Source organism: Rubrivirga halophila (genome assembly GCF_046845755.1).
In the GTDB taxonomy this organism is placed as follows: Bacteria; Bacteroidota; Rhodothermia; order Rhodothermales; family Rubricoccaceae; genus Rubrivirga.
Genome location: NZ_CP177357.1, coordinates 729,574 through 746,421, shown reverse-complemented (window position 1 = coordinate 746,421; position 16,848 = coordinate 729,574). Strand labels below are relative to the sequence as shown.

Sequence of the window (16,848 nt, the reverse complement as noted above, 5' to 3'; positions counted from 1 at the left end):
CGGGATCGCGTTCTCTCCGGCCAACACCTCGCCGCCCGCCTGATGCTTGGGCCACCAAATAAAGGAGCCCCGGCCGGCGGAGGCGCCGGCCGGGGCTCGAAACCGGGCAAGGCGGGTCTACTGCGCCTGCGCCAGCGTCACCGCGTCGTCCCAGTGGCGCATGGCCTCGCGGAGCGCCGGGTCGAGCTGGCCGACGACGGGGTAGAAGGCGCTCGCGTCGTACAAGCGGCGGGCGATAAAGGCCCGGATCCGCGTCTCGATGTCCTCGCGCACCGCGAGCGCCTCCGACCGGACGAGCACGTCCTCCTCGCCGTCCGAGGGACGCGTGGCCACGACGGGCGTGCCCTGCGCCTCGGCGAACTGGAGAAAGCGCTCGAAGTCGGCGTCGCTCAGGCGGAACTCGGTCGCGAAGGCCCGCTGGCGGCCCTCCCACGACGTGCGGAACGCCTCGCCGCGGCGCTCGACCTCCTCACGCGCGAACACGTCGTCGTAGCGCTTGCCGATGACGGTCCGGAGCGCGGGCGAGAGCGAGTCCCGCGCGACGAGGTAGTCGGGCAGGATGCCGCCGCCGCCGAAGACGGTGCGGCCGCCGGCCGTCTTGAACGTCAGCGAGTCCGGGACGGACGCCCCGAACACGCGCGAGTCGACGGCCCCGCCGGTCTCGGCGAGCTGGCCCTCGACGGTGCCGCGCAGGTCGCGCTTGGCCTCGAAGTACGCCTCGTCGCCCTCGCCGACCTCATATGCTGTCTGGATGAGGCGGCCCGACGGCGTGAAGTAGCGCGAGACGGTCATCTGCAGGACCGAGCCGTCGGACATCGGGAACTGCTGCTGGACGAGCCCCTTGCCGAACGAGCGGCGCCCGACGAGGTAGCCGCGGTCGTGGTCCTGGAGCGCGCCCGCGACGATCTCCGACGCGCTCGCGGAGTTCTCGTCGATGAGGACGATCACCGGGGCGTCCTCGAAGATGCCGCCCGAGGTGGCGCGGTACTGGCGGCGGTTCGCCGCGTGGCGGCTGTCGGTGTAGACGATCATCTCGCCCGCGCCCAGGAACTCGTCGGCGATGGCGTAGGCCTGATCGAGGAGCCCGCCGGCATTCCCGCGCAGGTCGAAGACGAGGCGTTCCATGCCCTGGCGCTTGAGGTCGCGGATGGCCTCGCGGACCTCGTCGTGGCTGGTCCGCGCAAAGCGCTGGAGCTTGATCAAGCCCGTCCGGTCGTCGACCATGTAGCTGGCGATGACGGTGTCGAGCGGGATGCGGTCGCGCGTGATGGTGTAGCGGAGCGTCTCGGAGTAGCCCGGGCGCTCGACGACGATGTCGACGGTCGTGCCGCGCGGCCCCTTGAGCCGGCTCTGGACGCCCTCGGTGTCGATCCCGATGGCGCTCTCGCCGCCGATCTCGACGATCCGGTCGCCCGCGTGGAGGCCGGCCTCGTCCGACGGCCCGCCCGCAATCGGCATCAGCACGACGAGCGTGTCGGCGTCGCCGGCCTCGATGAACTCGTAGTAGATGCCGATCCCGTCGAAGCTGGCGTTGAAGCTCTCGCGGACGCGGCGCATCTCGTCGGTCGAGATGTAGATGGAGTGGGGGTCGAGGTCGGCGAGCATCCCCTCGATGGCGGCCTCGGCCAGCTCGGACGAGTCGACCTCCTCGACGTAGGACCGGGTGATGTACTCGTAGGCCTCCTCGATCTTGCGGAGCTGCTCGACGTCCTCGGAGCCGGAGACGGCGTCTTGGACCTGGACGCCCACCAGGAGGGCGGCGGCGAGCGCACCGGCGCCGAGGATGGGGGCAAAGCGGGAACGGAGCATGCGTGCGGGGGGCGGGGGCAGTTCCAACGGCGCGTGGGTGGCGTTGGTGCCAGCCCGGCCGCCGGCGCGGCGGTTCTCAGTCCTTTCAAGATCGGCATCGCGGGCCCGTCCGTGCCTCCCCAGCGCTTGCGCCCTCCGATTCTCGCCCACGGCGGCCGCGCCGCGCGCACCGGGAGGAACCTTTGCCGCTCGCGCGAGGAACCTCCCGACCCCAAAAATGCCCGCCCTCCGCATGACCAACAAAGCCGTCGCCCAGCAGCTCAAGCTCACCGCCGACCTCGTCGAGCTGACCGGCGGCAACCCGTTCCGGGCCCGCGCCTACGCGTCCGGCGCCCGCGCCGTCGAGCGGTTGGAAGAGTCGGCCGTCGAGCTGGCGCAAGCGGGCGAGCTCGTCGGCGTGCAGGGGATCGGGAAGGGGCTCGCGGCCGAGATCGCCGAGTTCGCCGCGACCGGCGTGATGGGCGTCACGGAGACGATGCTCCAGGCGCTGCCGCCCGGGCTCCCCGAGGTGCTCCGCGTCAAGGGGCTGGGCGTCAAGAAGGTCCGCGTGCTGTGGCAGGACGCCGGCGTGACCTCGATCGAGGACCTGGAAACGGCGGCGGCGGCCGGGCGGCTGGCGGCGCTGCCCGGGTTCGGGGCCAAGACCGTCGTCAACATCCTGGCGGGCGTCGAGGCGCTCAAGGCGTACCGGGGCAAGGCGCACCTGCGCGACGTGGCGCTCGAAGCGGTCGCGGTCCGCGACCGCCTCCGTGCCGCCGGGCTCCGCGCCGAGATGGCGGGCCCGGTCCGCCGCCAGTGCAACGTCGTCGACCGCGCCGACCTCGTCGCTGTCGGCACCCCGACGGAGGTGGCGGCCGCGCTTGGCCTCGACGCCGAGACGGCCGACGACCGCGTGACGGCGACGCTGCCGCTCGGCCTGCCCCTGACGGTCTGGACCTCGGGCGACGCGGCGTTCGGGCGCGTCTGGTTCGAGCGCACCGGGCCGGCCGAGCACGTCGACGCCGTGGCCGCGCTCGCGCCGCTGGCGGACGCGGGCGACGAGGATGCGATCTACGCCGCCGCCGGGCTCCAGCCGATCACCGCGCCGTTGCGCGACGACCCGCACTGGCTGACGGTCGCCGCCGAGGGCCCGCTCCCCACGCTCGTCCGCACGGCCGACCTCCAGGGCACCATCCACAACCACACGACGGCCAGCGATGGCGCGCACACGCTGCGCGAGATGTGCGACGCGGCCCGCGAGCGGGGGCTGACGTACTTCGGCGTCTGCGACCACAGCCGGAGCCTGCAGATCGCGCACGGGCTCAGCATCGAGGAGCTCGACCAGCAGGGCGAGGCGGTCCGCCAGCTCAACGCCGACTACGCGGCGGAGGGCGTCGACTTCCGCGTCTTCCACGGCTCGGAGGTCGACATCTTGAACGAGGGCGCGATGGACTTCCCCGACGACGTGCTCGCCGGCCTCGACGTGGTCGTCGCCAGCGTCCACACGGGGTTCAACATGACCGAGGACGAGGCCACGGCGCGCGTCGTCGCGGCGGTCGCGAACCCGCACGTCCACGTGCTCGGGCACCCGACGGGGCGGCTCCTGCTCCGCCGCGAGGGCTACCCGCTCGACCACGAGGCCGTCCTCGATGCGTGCGCCGAGCACGGCGTCGCCGTCGAGCTCAACGCCAGCCCCTGGCGGCTCGACGTCGACTGGCGGTTCGTGCGCGGCGCCGTCGAGCGCGGCGTGCCCGTCTCGATCAACCCCGACGCGCACTCGGTCGACGGGCTCGACGCGACGCGCTGGGGCGTGGCCTCGGCGCAGAAGGGCGGGCTCACGGCGGCGGACTCGCTGACGGCGAAATCGGCCGACGAGCTGGCGACGTGGCTGGGTGACCGGTGAGCCGGTCGTCGGTCGTCGGTCGTCGGTCGTCGGTCGTCGGTCGTCGGTCGTCGGTCGTCGGTCGTCGGTCGTCGGTCGTCGGAAATCTCGGATTGACCTCCGCAAGCATGAGACCCTTTGGCGGGGCCGGTACCGGATTACCGACGACCGTCCCACCGCTCACTGACAACGCGGGCCACTGACAACCCGGACGGCGCTCGTGAGTACGACCCGCCGACACCGCTAGCTTCCCCTCCCCTCTCCCCCCGCCCGTGGCTCGTCTCCTGTTGATCGTCGGCGCCGTCGTGGCGCTGGTGGCCCTGCTCGCGACGACGGCGTGGTTCCTCGCCTACGGCACCACGGCGCCCCGCGAGGGGACGCTGGAAATCGCCGGGCTGACCGGGGCCGCCGAGGTGGCCTGGGACGACAGCGGGCGCGTCTGGGTGGAGGGCCCCGACGAGGTCGCCCTCGCGGCCGGACTCGGGTACGCGCACGCCGCCGATCACGGGTGGACCGTCGCCATCTGGCGGCAAGCCGCGCGTGGGACCCTGGCCGAGTGGTTCGGCGACGAGGGCCGCGCGCTGGACCTCCACGCCAGGACCTTGGGGTTCGCTTCGCTCGCGCGCCGCACCTACGCCGAGCTCGACGAGGCCGACCGCGCCGTGCTCGACGCCTACGCCCGGGGCGTCTCGGCCGGGTTCGCTGAGCCCGGGGTCGTCCAGGGCGACGGCTTCCTGGCCGCCGACGTGGTGCCCGGGCCGTCCGACCCGTGGGACGCGCTCGCGGCCGAGCGCCTGCACGCCTACCTCGCCGCGCCCGCGCCGGCCGCCGACTCCACGTGGCGCCGGGCCGCCCGCGCCGACACCGCCGTCGCCCGCTTCCTGACCGCCGACTCCGCCTTCCGCGCGTTCCTGGGCGCGCCGGGCGGCGGGTTCGACCGGGCCTATGCCCTGCCGACGGGCACGCTCGTCCACCAGATCGGCGGCGGCACCTCCGCGCTCGCCGCCATCGCCCCGGTGATCTTGCGGACGCCGCAGCGCGCGGCCGTCGCCCTGACCACACCGGGCACGCTGTCCGCCCCGGGCGGCGTCGCCGACGGGCTCGGCTGGGCGATGCTGACCGGCTCGCGCGTGCGGCTCGTCCCCTACTCGGGCGCGCTGCCGCCCGTCGTCCACAGCCGGATCGTGGAGCGCGACGGGGACGAGACGCTGTTGGCCGTCGCCCGAGACACGACCGGGCTGGTGCTCCGCGCGAGCCGCGCGGCGACCGACTCGACCGCTGCCGACTCGTCCGGCTGGCGGGTCGAGTGGGCCGGCTTCGGGCTGGGCACCGACCTCGCCGCCTTCGCGGCCTTGCGCGCCGGCCGCACGATCCCGTTCTCGATCGCCGACGGCGCAGGCCTGCTGGCGCGTCGGGGCGCGTTCCGCGTCCTGGGCCGCCCGACGGTCGCGGGCCAGTCCGGCGGCGCCGTCCTCGTTGCCGGCGACACACTCGCGCGGTACGCCCTCTCCGTCCTGGCCCTGCGCGAGCGGCCGAGCGACGCCCCCCCCGACACCGTCGCGGCCGACTCGTCGGGGACGCTGCGCCCGGGCACGCGCGACGTGGTGAGCGGCTGGGCGCGGTCTCAGATCACGGCGCTCGTCCGCGGGCTCGGCGCGCGCGACTCGCTGGCAGACGTGCTCCAGGGCCCGTACGCCTACCTCAACGGCTGGGACGGCGCCTACGCCCCGGACGCCATCGCCCCGTCGCTCTTTGAGTGGTGGCTGGTCGCCCACCGCGAGTTCACCGGCCACTTTCCCGACCCCGCCGACTCGCTCGACGCGGCCCTCTTGCCCTCGACCCTGCGGATCGCCCGGGCCGAGCTCCGCGACCGCTACGGGCCGCTCCCGACCGACTGGCGCTGGGGTCGGCTCCAGGGCGGGCCGCAGTTCCCCGTCCTCGGCGGCCGAGGCGGCGGCGCCGCGCGCCGGTTCCGCGACGGCTTCGGCCCGCCCGGCGGGCACCCGACCGCGCTCCGCCCCGGCCCGTCGCTCGTCTTCGACGGCGTCCCGGCCCCGCTCGCGGTGTGGACTGTGCGGACCGACCTGGCGCGCAGCCGCGTCGAGATCCGGACGCCCGCGCTGCGCGGGGCGGTCGACGCCGTGGAGTTGGCGGGCCCCGAGGGCCGGACGCTCTCGCTCGACGCCCGCGCCCCGATGCCCGCCGCCCGCCTCCGCCTGACGCCCGCCTCGTGACCGATCCGCTCTTCGTCGGCGTCGATGCCGGCGGCACCAAGACCGCCGCCCTCGCCGAGGCCGGCGCCCGCCGCGAGACGTTCTCCGGGCCCGGCGCGCAAGCCGCGCGGGACGGCGCGGCCGCCGCCGCCGCCGCCCTCGCGGACGTGATCGCCTGGGCGCGCGACGCCTTCCCCGACGTGCCGCTCGCGGGCGTCGCCGTCGGGCTGGCCGGCGCCGGGCGCCCCGACGTGTGCACGGCGATCGCCGACGCGCTCGGGCTCGACGCCCCGCTCGTGGTCACGCACGACGCCGACATCGCGTATCGGGCGGCGTGGGGCGACGAGGGCGGCGCCGTCCTGCTCGTCGGCACCGGCTCGCTGGTGCTGGCCCGGACGGACGCGGGCGAGACGCTGCGCGCGGGGGGCTGGGGCCCCGCCCTCGGCGACGACGGCAGTGGCGCCGCGCTCGGGCGCCACGCGCTCCGGGCCTTGCTCGCGGCGCTCGACGGCGGCCCGCCCTCGGCGCTCCCCGCGATCGCCGCCGAGCACCACGGCCTGGCCACGTCGGCCGACGTGGTCGCCGCCGTCTACGACGACGCCCGGCCGCTCAGCACGTTCGCGCCCCTGTTGCTCGCGGCCGTCGAGGCCGGCGACTGGGCGGCGGAGACGGCGCTCCGCGCCGAGACGAACGCGCTCGCCAAGCAGGCCGGGTGGCTGGCGACGCGCGCTGGGGACACGGTCCGCACGCGGCTTGCGGTCTCGGGCGGGCTGGCGGGCGAGCCCGTGTACTGGACCGCGCTGGCGGACGCGCTCGCCCGTCACCTCCCCGGCTGGGCCGTCTCGAAATGTGAGGCCGAGCCGGTCGAAGGCGCCCTCGCGCTGGCACGGACGCTCGCCGACTGACGCCTACTCGATCCCGTCCGGCGGGTAGTCGTGCGGGTCGAAGTCGGGCGCCGGGTACTGCGGGTCGATCCGCTCCAGGGTGTCGAGCAGGATCTGGCTCACGACCAAGTCGCGGTACCACCGCGTCTCGGCGGGGACGACGTACCACGGCGCGGCCTCGGTGCTCGTCCGCTCGATGGCCGTCTCGAAGGCGCGCATGTAGTCGTCCCAGAGCTCGCGCTCGACCAAGTCGTCGGGGTTGAACTTCCAGTGCTTGTCGGGCCGCTCCAGGCGACGCCGGAAGCGCTCGAGCTGGTAGTCCTTCGAGATGTGGAGCATCACCTTGACGACGCGGGTGCCGGCGTCCGCCAGCAGCTCCTCGAACGCGCGGATGTGGCCGTAGCGCCGCTCAATCGTCTCCGGCGAGGCCCACTCGTGGACCTTGACGATCAGCACGTCCTCGTAGTGCGACCGGTTGAACACGCGGATCATGCCCGCGCGCGGGGCCTTGTGGTGGACGCGCCACAGGAAGTCGTGGTCCTTCTCTAGGTCCGTCGGCGCCTTGAAGCTGGCGACGCGGACGCCCTGGGGGTTGAGCGCGCCGAAGACGTGCTTGGTGGTCGAGTCCTTGCCGCCGGCGTCCATGGCCTGGAGCACGACGAGCACGGCGTTCTCGCCCTCGGCGTAGAGGCGCTCCTGGAGCTCGCGGAGCTTCTGGACGTTCTCCTTGAGCTGCTCGCGGGCGGCGTCTTCGTCGAGGCCGCCGTCGTCGTCGGTGGCGCGGTCGGCGAGGTCGACGGTCTCGCCGGGGGCGATGCGATAGGGGCCGGTCATCGGGGGCGGGGGCGGTCGGAGACCGGAGAGTACCGCGAACCGACGGCCCAGCCCTCGCAATGAATGCCAACTGGCGCGCGGAGGAAACGAGGACGGGAGGCGGGGCTCGCCTCCTCCCCTCCTCTTCTCGTCGGGTCTCTAGCGGCCGAAGAGCTTGCCGAGGGCGGCCTTGCCGGCCTGGGCCATCAGGTCGTCCTGGATGGAGCCGTCGCCGTCGCGGTCGAGGAAGCCCGAGAGCGCGCCGATGACGCTGGACGGGGCGGCCTGGCGGGCGCGCGTGGCGTCCTCGCCCAGGATGCCCGAGAGGCCGGCCTCGTCGAGCCCGGCCTGGCGCTTGCGCTTGCCGAGCGCGGCCATCACGATGGGCGCCAGGATCGGGAGCAGCTTGGCGACCTGCGCCATGTCGAGGCCGGAGGCCTGGGCGACGCCCTGCTCGACGGTCGGCCGCTGGCCGCCCAAGATGTGGCCCAGGATGCCGCCGCCGTCGGCCTGCTTGCCGGCGACCTGGCCCGAGAGGAAGCCGCCGAGGTGGTCGAGGAGCGAGCCGTCGTGGTCGCGCTCGAGGGCGCTCGCGAGCGCGCCGGCGCCCGAGGTCGTGTTGGTCTGGCGGTTGAGCGCGGTCAGGATGGCGGGGAGCGCGGCGGCCACGGCCGTTTGCGTCTGGCCCTTGTCGGCGCCGATGGCGCCCGCGATCTGGCCGATGTTGTCGCCGCCGATGTGGTCGGCGAGGAGGTCGAGGATGCTGTTCATGCGAGAGGCGGCGGGAGGAGGAGTACGGACGGAGACAGTACCCCGGACGGGTCGGGCGGGGTCCGGGCTTGGCCCTGCCCCCCGGCTGACCCCTCCCGGCGGGCGGCGGCGCATGGACCCCTGCCCCAGCTTCCCCCAACCATGAGCCATTCCCTGCTTCTCCTCGCCGCCGTCGGCCTCCTCGCCTGCGACGGCTCCACGCCCGACCCCGGCCTCACCGTCGGGGAGCGCGCATCGTTCGGCGACGCCGAGGCCCGGTCGTGGGTCCGCACGGCCGAAGACGGCACGCCCACGGCCGTCGGCGTCACCTTTGGAGCCGACGCGCTCGCGGCGCTCCTCGCCGCCCACACCCCGAGCGAGGACCCGATGCACGGCATGTTCGAGCTGCCCCTCGACCTCCCCGACGTCGAGGGCCTCCCCTTCGACCATGTCACGCTCGACTGGAACCCCCAGGGCCACGAGCCGCCGGGCCTGTTCGACCGGCCGCACGTCGACGTCCACTTCTACCTGCTCTCACCCTCGCAGCGCGACGCCATCTCGCCCGCCGACCCGGCCTGGGGCGAAAAGCTGGCCGCGATGCCCGACGGGCCGTTCGTGCCCACCGGCTACGTGCCCACGCCGGGCGGCGTCCCCCGCATGGGCGCCCACTGGATCGACACGGCGGACCCGACCTACGCCCCCGGCGGCTCGTTCACGGAGGTCCTCATCTACGGGTTCTACGACGGCCAGATGGCGTTCGTCGAGCCGATGCTGACCAACGCCTTCGTGGCCAGCCGGGCGGCCGTGGACGAGGCCATCCCGACGCCCGCGCGCTACCCCGGGCCCGGCTACTACCCGACGCGCTACACCGCCGCTTTCGACGCCGAGGCCAACGAGTACACGGTCGCGCTCGAGGGGCTCGTCTATCGCGAGTAACCCCGAGGAGGGTCGGGCGGCCCCTCCCCCCGCGGCGCGCTCACGACGAGGCGGACGGGCATCCAGCCGCGCAGGGCGTTCGACAGGAAGAGCGCGTCGGCGGCGCGGAGGTCGGCGGGCGCGAGCGTCCGCTCGCCGGCCTCGGGGCGCGTCTCGAGCAGGTGGGCCCGCATCACGCCCGCCAGCCCGCCGGCCGCGAGCGGGGGCGTCCACAACCGCCCGTCGATCTCGGCCCAGACCGTCGTCCGCGTCCCCTCGATGACGTGGCCCGAGAGGTTGGTCAGAATCGCCTCGTCGGCGCCGTGCCGGCGGGCGCGGGCGGCGCGAGCGGCGTAGTGGTCGCGCGCGGTCGTCTTGTGGACGCACCGCCACGTCCCGGCCTCCCACAGCGGGTCGATGTCGATCCAGACCGTCCGGAACGGGTCGTCCGCGAGCGGGCGGGCCGTCAGGTCGAGGGCGCCGTCGGGGCCGAGCGTCAGGCGCAGGGCCTCGGTTTCCTCCCCTGTCCGGTCGGCCACGAGGGCGCGGGCGGCGTCGGGGTCGACGGGGTAGCCCAGCGCGCGCGCGCTCGCCGCCAGCCGCGCGAGGTGCCGGTCGAGCAGGGCGACGCGGCCGTCGACGGCGCGCATCGTTTCGAGGAGGCGCGGCGCGCTCATGCGAGATCCGTCAGCACGCGCCCTTTCAACAGGCACTCGGCGTACTCGGCCTCGGCGCGGCTGTCCCACACGACCCCGCTCCCGACGCCGTAGCGCCCCTCGCCGCCCTGGACGACGGCCGTCCGGATGGCGACGTTGAACGCGGCGCGGCCGTCCGGCGACGCCGTCCCGATGGCCCCGCAGTACACGCCGCGCGGCCCCCCTTCGACCGTCCGGATCACCTCCATCGCGCGCCGCTTGGGCGCGCCCGTCACCGAGCCGCACGGGAAGAGCGCGCGGAGCACGTCGCCGAGGCGGGCGTCCGGGCGCACGCGGCCGGTCACGGTCGAGGTCATCTGGGTGACCGTCTCGTACTGCTCGGCCTCGAAGAGGGCGGGGACGCGGACGCTCCCGGGCTCGGCGATGCGCGCCACGTCGTTGCGCAGCAGGTCGACGATCATCAAGTTCTCGGCGCGGTCCTTCGGGCTCGCCAGCAGGTCGGCGGCGAGGGCGCGGTCGGCGTCGGCGGTGGCGCCGCGCGGGGCCGTCCCCTTCATCGGCCGCGTGGTGACGGTGCGGCCGTCGTCGTCGGGGTCGATCCGGAAAAACAGCTCGGGCGAGACCGACGCGACCGCGAGCCCGTCGAGGCGGAGGAAGGCGCCGTACGCGACCTGCTGGCGGCGGCGGAGCGCGGCGTAGAGCGCGAGCGCGTCGCCGTCGAGGGCGAAGCCGAGCGGCGCCGTGAGGTTGACCTGGTACACGTCGCCGGCCCGGATGTGGGCGCGGACGGTGTCGAACGCCGCCCGGTACCCCGCCTCGCTCACCCCGAGTTGGACGTCGACGACAGACGGCGAACCCGCCGAATCGAGCGCCTCCGCCAGCGCCCGGGGCGCCACCTCGAGCGGCGCATCGTAGACGCCGAACCAGCCGAGCGGGACGCCGGGCACCGGGGGCCCGGGCGCGAGCCCGACGAGCGCCGCGCCGGCCTCGTAGCTCAGGAAGCCGGCGACGTGCCGGCCCTCCCCAAGTGCCGCGTCGATTCCGTCGAGCAGCGGCCCCACCTCGGCCGGCGTGTCGGCCCGGAGCTCGCGCCGGGGGCCCGCAAACAACACCGCGCCCCGACGGCCGGAGTCGGCGTCGGGGCGCGGGGCGTCCAGGAGGACCGTCCCAGGAGAGCGGAGGGCGTCGGCGAGCATGGGGTGTAGAGCCCGCGACACCGCTCCGCGTTCCGGGAAGAGACGGCGGACGGGGACGAGGCACCTTGGCGACGAGGCCTCATCGGAGAGGCCCATCACTCATCGCCCCTGACCCATCACCCGTTACCAATCCATCTGGGTGTCGGTCTGCGCCGGGCCGAGGTCGGTCCCGGTGAGGTTCGCCAGCGCCGGCCCGAGGGCCGCGCGGAACTCGGTCGCCCGCATCCGCTCCATCACGTCGCCGCGCCCGGCGCAGTAGCCCAGCAGGGCGTGCGGGCGCTGCATGTGCTGGAGCGCCTCGCGGACGACCCACTGGTGCCACGGGCGCAGGTCGCGGTCGAAGGGGCCGATGAGGCGGGCGTAGAGCCGGTTCGCCGCGCGCTCGACGTCGGCCTCCGACGTCAGCTCGCCCATCTCCAGGAGCCGCTGCAGGCCGCCCCATATGTAGCCCGCGAGAAAGTCGTGCTGGCCGTCGGTGAGGTCGAGGCCGGACTCCGGCCCTGTGTAGCCGAGGTCGGCGAGCGGCGTCTTGATGCAGGCCTCGACGTGCGCGACGGCCTCGCGGATCATGGCTTCGACGTAGGCGGGCGGTTTGGGGTCGCGGGACATTGCAGCGGAGGGTTCGGGCGGGGTGTGCCGACGATGCTTGCATGGCCGCGACCAGCCTGCGCCACAGCGCATCACTCCCCCCGGATGTCACGCCAGCGCACCATCGCCGCCCCGGGCCGCCCGGTCGCGCCAGCTTGGGCGGCCGGCCGGCCCAGAGTGAGACGCCCCGTTTCCCCGGGCGAGGCGTCCCGGTGCGGGCGGGGCTGAGCAGACTCGCGCGAGCGGCAGCGCTCCTCTAGTTGCCGCGCCCGAGCAGCCGCCCCAGCCGGCGCCGGCCCTCCTCGACGGCGCCCTCGACCGCGCCCTGCGCCTCGTCGGCCGCCTGCCCCGCCGGCCCCGGGCACATGGCCGCGGGGTCGTCGAACGAGGCGATCCAGGCGGCGTCGTCGGGGTCGTCGCTGACGTAGATCTTGAGGTCGCCGACGGCGAGCCGCCCGGGCAACGCCTGGCCGTTGCGGTAGCCCCCCGGCGCCTGCTCCACCGCCACCTCCATCGCCACGGCCGACCCGCCGCCGCGCGGGGGCGCCGTGAGCGCGCTGTGGAAGTAGACCCGGTTGTTGCTCCGCCGCGTCCGCTCCTCGTGGAGCACGGGCGCCTCGCAGGTCTGCTCGCGGAACGTCATCCGCCCGCCCAGGGCCGCCGCGAGCGCCGGGTCGACGATCTCGGCCTTGGCGTGCACCCCGAGCGCGCCGTCGGTCCCGTCGACAAAGTGGCGGGGCGCCAGCAGGGCCCGGAGGTACGCCTCCAGCGTCGGCGCGTCGCTCTCCCGGGCGACGCGGTAGACGAACCGCGCGAGGTCCTCGGCGCTGGCGAAGTCGGGGACGGAGACGTCCGGGAGGGCGGCGGCCTCGGCCTCCAGCCCGGCGATCGCGGCGGCGAGGTCCAGCGTCCGCAGGTCGGCGATCTCGTGCGCCGGCCGGGTCTCGCGGCCGAGCTCGGTCTCCTCGCGGCCCATCACCACGAAGCCCGTCCACGGCCCGTCCACGTCGTCCCGGTAGAGGCGGACGTCGAAGACGCCCTCGTGGTCGGCGATCTCGGTGGGGCCCTCCTTGGTCCGGTACCGCGCGCCCACCTTGACCGTCACCGAGGTCGGGTTGTGCCAATACGTGCCGTCCTCGATCCGCACCGCCAGCGCACGGTCGGCGTCGAGCGTGTTGCCGGGGTACACCGAGACGGGGTCCGTGCCGAGCACCGCCTCGACCTCGTCGGGGCTCGGGTCCGGGATCCCGAAGTAGCGCCAGTCGCCGACGCGGTAGCGGTCGTACTGGTACGTCGAGCCATGCGACTGGTAGACCACGTCGCCGTAGCTCTCGATCTCGACGCCGGGCATCTCGTCGTACGGCTTCCGCGTGGTGATGGAGTGGACGAACTCCCAGACGCCGGCATTCCACTCGCGCGCGCCGTTGCCCCGCAGCGTGACGGACGTGGCGGTGGGCTGCACCTGCGCCAGCACGTCGGCGCGGATGCGGGCTTCGGACGGCGGCGTCTGCGCCGAGACGGACGGGACGAGCAGGACGGCAGCCAGAAGGCCGAGAAGGAGGCGGGACGGCATAGCGCGACAGACGAGTGCCTCCCCCCGTGCGACGCCCCGCCCCGCCAGGGGTCACGCCGGACTACATGTTGCGCCGGTACTGCCCGCCGACCTCGAAGAGGGCCGTCGTGATCTGGCCGAGCGTCGCCACGCGGACCGTGTCGAGCAGGGCCTCGAAGACGTTGCCGCCGGTCCGGGCCACGCGCTGGAGGTCGGCGAGCGCGGCGGGCGCGTCGTCGGCGTGGCGGCGGTGGAAGCGGGCGACGCCGTCGAGCTGGCGCTGCTTCTCGGCGTCCGTCCCGCGCATGAGCTTCACCTCGGTCGCCGTCTCGGCGCCCTCGGGCGGCAGGAACGTGTTGACGCCGACGACCGGCAGCTCGCCCGAGTGCTTGCGGTGCTCGTAGAGCATCGACTCCTGCTGGATCTTGCCGCGCTGGTACATGCTCTCCATCGCGCCGAGCACGCCGCCGCGGTCCGAGATCCGCTCGAACTCGCGGAGCACGGCCTCCTCGACCAAGTCCGTCAGCTCGTCGATGATGTAGGCGCCCTGGATCGGGTTCTCGTTCTGCGCCAGCCCCAGCTCGCGGTTGATGATGAGCTGGATGGCCATCGCGCGGCGCACACTCTCCTCCGTCGGCGTCGTGATCGCCTCGTCGTAGGCGTTCGTGTGCAGCGAGTTGCAGTTGTCGTAGATGGCGAGCAGCGCCTGCAACGTCGTCCGGATGTCGTTGAACTGGATCTCCTGAGCGTGGAGGCTGCGGCCGGACGTCTGGACGTGGTACTTCAGCTTCTGGCTCCGCTCCGACGCCCCGTAGAGCTCGCGCATCGCCACGCTCCAGATCCGCCGGGCGACGCGGCCGATGACGGCGTACTCGGCGTCCATCCCGTTCGAGAAGAAGAACGACAGGTTCGGCGCGAACGCGTCGATGTCCATCCCCCGCGCCCGGTACGCCTCGACGTACGTGAACCCGTTCGCGAGCGTGAACGCGAGCTGCGAGATCGGATTGGCGCCGGCCTCGGCGATGTGGTAGCCCGAGATCGAGACCGAGTAGAAGTTGCGGACGCCCTCCTCGATAAACTGGGCCTGCACGTCGGCCATGCAGCGGAGCGAGAACTCGGTCGAGAAGATGCAGGTGTTCTGGGCCTGGTCCTCTTTCAGGATGTCGGCCTGGACCGTCCCGCGGACCGACTGGAGCGCCCGCTGGCGGATCGTTCGGTACTCGTCGTCGGTCAAGAGGCCCCACGCCGCCAGCTCCGCGCCGGACGTGCCGAGCAGGCCGAGCCCAGCCCCGTCGTGGCCCTCGGGCAGGCCGTCGTCCTCGTACGGGACGTACACAGGGCGGTCGTCGCCGAGCTCGTCGGCGATCCGGGCCGAGGCGGCGTCCCACCGCCCCTCGGCCTTGAGGAACGCCTCGACCTGCTGGTCGACGGCCGTGTTGAAGAACATGGCCAGGATCGCCGGGGCGGGCCCGTTGATCGTCATCGAGACCGAGGTCGTCGGGGCGCACAGGTCGAAGCCGGAGTACAGCTTCTTCATGTCGTCCAGGCTGGCGACCGAGACGCCCGACGTGCCCACCTTGCCCCAGATGTCGGGCCGGCGGTCGGGGTCGCGGCCGTACAGCGTGACGCTGTCGAAGGCCGTCGACAGGCGCTTGGCGGGCAGGCCGGTGCTGACCAGGTGGAACCGCTTGTTGGTCCGCTCGGGCGTGCCCTCGCCGGCGAACATCCGGGTCGGGTCCTCGCCCTCGCGCTTGAGCGGGAAGACGCCGGCCGTGAAGGGAAAGTGGCCGGGCAGGTTTTCCAACAGCGCGTACCGCAAGCGCTCGCCGGGGTCCTCGGTCCGGGGCAGCGCCACGCGGGGGATCTTGGTGCCCGAGAGCGTCTCGCGCGTCAGCGGCTGGCGGATGTCTTTCCCGCGGACCGAGTAGACGAGCTCGTCGCCGCCGTACTGCTGGGCAACGGCGTCCCAGTTGTCGAGGATGGAGCGCGAGCGGGGGTCGAGGCGCGAGCGCCAGTGCGCGGCCATCTCGTCCAGGCGGCCCGCGAGCTGCTCGCGGTCCTCGGGTGCCCAGGCGTCGACTTGCTGGCGGGCGCCGACGGCCTGGCCCCACTTCCGGGCGGTCGCCACCTCGGCCTCGGCCCAGGCGCGGTAGTCGCGCGCCGTGTCGGCGATCTCGGCGAGGTAGCGCTGCCGCGCGGGCGGGATGACGGCCAGCTCGGCGGGGTCGAGCTCGGGGAGCGCGGCGGCGTCGAACAGCGACGACGTCCGGTCGAAGCCGTGGGGCGCAAGCTGCTCCAGGACAGCGAGGTAGAGCGCGGAGACGCCGGGGTCGTTGAACTGCGCCGCCATCGTCGGATACACGGGCATCGCGTCCGGCGACTCGGCGAAGGCGCCCCGGTTGCGCTGGACCTGCTTGCGCACGTCGCGGAGCGCGTCCTGCGCCCCGCGCTTCTCGAACTTGTTGAGGGCCACGAGGTCCGCCACGTCCAGCATCCCGATCTTTTCGAGCTGCGTCGGCGCCCCGAAGTCCGAGGTCATCACGTAGAGCGACACGTCAACCAGCTCGGCGACCTCGGTGTCGGACTGTCCGATGCCGGCGGTCTCGACGATGACGAGGTCGAAGCCCGCCGCGCGGCACACGTCGACGGCCTCGGCGAGCGCGCCCGACGTGGCCCGGTGCGCCTGGCGCGTGGCGAACGAGCGCATGTAGACGCGGTCGGCGTGCTCGCCGTACAGGCTGTTCATCCGGATCCGGTCGCCCAGGAGCGCCCCGCCCGTGCTCCGCCGCGTGGGGTCGACGGACAGGACGGCGATCGTGGCGTTGTCGAAGTCGTTCAAAAAGCGGCGGACCAGTTCGTCGGTCAGCGTCGACTTGCCCGCCCCGCCGGTCCCGGTGATGCCGAGCACCGGCGACCGGCGATCGGGGATCGGCGACCGGGGGGCGAGGGTCGGGGCGCCGTCGCCAGCGTGCCGGGCCGAGCGCTGCTCGACGGCCGTGAGCGCGCGGGCGACGGTCTGCACGTCCGACGCCGAGGCGACTGCCAGGGTCTCGTCCGACTCGCCGATGGCCGATCGCCGGTCGCCAGTCGCCTCCATCGGGTCGAAGTCGCACGCCCGAACCATCGACTCGATCATGCCCTCAAGCCCCATCCGCATCCCTTCCTCGGGCGAGAAGATCTTGGCGACGCCGTACGCCTCCAGCTCGGCGATCTCGTCGGCCACGATGACGCCGCCGCCGCCGCCGAAGACCTGGATATGGCCGGCGCCGCGCTCCCGCAGGAGGTCGACCATGTATTTGAAATACTCGACGTGGCCGCCCTGGTACGACGAGATCGCGATGCCCTGGGCGTCCTCCTCGATGGCCGTCCGGACCACGTCGTCGACCGAGCGGTCGTGGCCGAGGTGGATCACCTCGACGCCCTGCGCCTGCAGGATCCGCCGCATGATGTTGATCGCCGCGTCGTGGCCGTCGAAGAGGGCGGCGGCGGTGACGAAGCGGACGGGGTGCTCGGGCGTGTAGGGCATGGTCGGTCGATCGGAAGCGCTTTCGGAAGGTAGAGGGATTGGCCCTGGATCTCGGTGAACGCGACGGGAAGCGGCGCGTTCGATG

At 73.8% G+C, this 16,848-nt stretch carries 12 protein-coding genes; 4 read left to right on the top strand and 8 right to left on the bottom strand.

The genetic code is table 11. The features are described 5' to 3' along the window. Positions 1-117: 117 nt before the first annotated feature. Positions 118-1,809, bottom strand: a complete 1,692-nt coding sequence (locus ACLIRP_RS03050) for a S41 family peptidase (protein ID WP_412062487.1) — start codon at positions 1,807-1,809, stop codon at positions 118-120. Positions 1,810-2,026: 217 nt separating this feature from the next. Here ACLIRP_RS03050 and ACLIRP_RS03045 point away from each other — a divergent pair, with 217 nt between their 5' ends. From ACLIRP_RS03045 to ACLIRP_RS03035, 3 genes are all read left to right on the top strand, one after another. After that, on the top strand, positions 2,027-3,691 hold the full coding sequence (locus ACLIRP_RS03045) for a helix-hairpin-helix domain-containing protein (protein WP_412062486.1): 1,665 nt from the start codon (positions 2,027-2,029) through the stop codon (positions 3,689-3,691). A gap of 251 nt (positions 3,692-3,942) precedes the next feature. Further along, positions 3,943-5,904 (top strand): penicillin acylase family protein, encoded by a 1,962-nt coding sequence (locus ACLIRP_RS03040; protein WP_412062485.1) that lies wholly within the window; start codon positions 3,943-3,945, stop codon positions 5,902-5,904. Next, positions 5,901-6,788 carry a BadF/BadG/BcrA/BcrD ATPase family protein gene (locus ACLIRP_RS03035; RefSeq protein WP_412062484.1) on the top strand — a complete coding sequence of 296 codons (888 nt, stop codon included), beginning with the start codon at positions 5,901-5,903 and terminating at the stop codon, positions 6,786-6,788. The genes ACLIRP_RS03040 and ACLIRP_RS03035 overlap by 4 nt, the downstream gene beginning before the upstream one ends. Before the next feature lie 3 nt (positions 6,789-6,791). On the opposite strand, the gene ACLIRP_RS03030 is transcribed toward ACLIRP_RS03035, so the two are convergent. Together ACLIRP_RS03030 and ACLIRP_RS03025 are read right to left on the bottom strand one after the other, a co-directional pair. After that, the gene (locus ACLIRP_RS03030; protein ID WP_412062483.1) at positions 6,792-7,601 is read right to left on the bottom strand and encodes a PPK2 family polyphosphate kinase; all 810 of its coding nucleotides are present in this window, start codon (positions 7,599-7,601) and stop codon (positions 6,792-6,794) included. Between the two features lie 138 nt (positions 7,602-7,739). Beyond that, entirely contained in the window at positions 7,740-8,351 is a 612-nt protein-coding gene (locus ACLIRP_RS03025) for a DUF937 domain-containing protein (RefSeq protein ID WP_412062482.1), read from the bottom strand. A gap of 141 nt (positions 8,352-8,492) precedes the next feature. On the opposite strand from ACLIRP_RS03025, the gene ACLIRP_RS03020 reads away from it, so the two are divergent. Then, complete coding sequence (locus tag ACLIRP_RS03020; RefSeq protein ID WP_412062481.1) at positions 8,493-9,266, top strand: DUF5602 domain-containing protein; 774 nt, start codon at positions 8,493-8,495, stop codon at positions 9,264-9,266. On the opposite strand, the gene ACLIRP_RS03015 is transcribed toward ACLIRP_RS03020, so the two are convergent. From ACLIRP_RS03015 to ACLIRP_RS02995, 5 genes are all read right to left on the bottom strand, one after another. After that, positions 9,254-9,922, bottom strand: a complete 669-nt coding sequence (locus ACLIRP_RS03015; RefSeq protein WP_412062480.1) for an aminotransferase class IV — start codon at positions 9,920-9,922, stop codon at positions 9,254-9,256. The genes ACLIRP_RS03020 and ACLIRP_RS03015 overlap by 13 nt on opposite strands. Next, the gene (gene pabB, locus ACLIRP_RS03010) at positions 9,919-11,097 is read right to left on the bottom strand and encodes an aminodeoxychorismate synthase component I (protein WP_412062479.1); all 1,179 of its coding nucleotides are present in this window, start codon (positions 11,095-11,097) and stop codon (positions 9,919-9,921) included. The genes ACLIRP_RS03015 and pabB overlap by 4 nt, the downstream gene beginning before the upstream one ends. Before the next feature lie 123 nt (positions 11,098-11,220). Beyond that, on the bottom strand, positions 11,221-11,706 hold the full coding sequence (locus ACLIRP_RS03005; protein ID WP_412062478.1) for a hypothetical protein: 486 nt from the start codon (positions 11,704-11,706) through the stop codon (positions 11,221-11,223). Positions 11,707-11,941: 235 nt separating this feature from the next. Beyond that, entirely contained in the window at positions 11,942-13,258 is a 1,317-nt protein-coding gene (locus tag ACLIRP_RS03000) for a hypothetical protein (protein ID WP_412062477.1), read from the bottom strand. A 61-nt stretch (positions 13,259-13,319) separates the two neighbouring features. Then, positions 13,320-16,763: a methylmalonyl-CoA mutase family protein gene (locus ACLIRP_RS02995; protein ID WP_412062476.1), complete on the bottom strand. Its 3,444-nt coding sequence runs from the start codon at positions 16,761-16,763 to the stop codon at positions 13,320-13,322. Positions 16,764-16,848 lie beyond the last annotated feature (85 nt).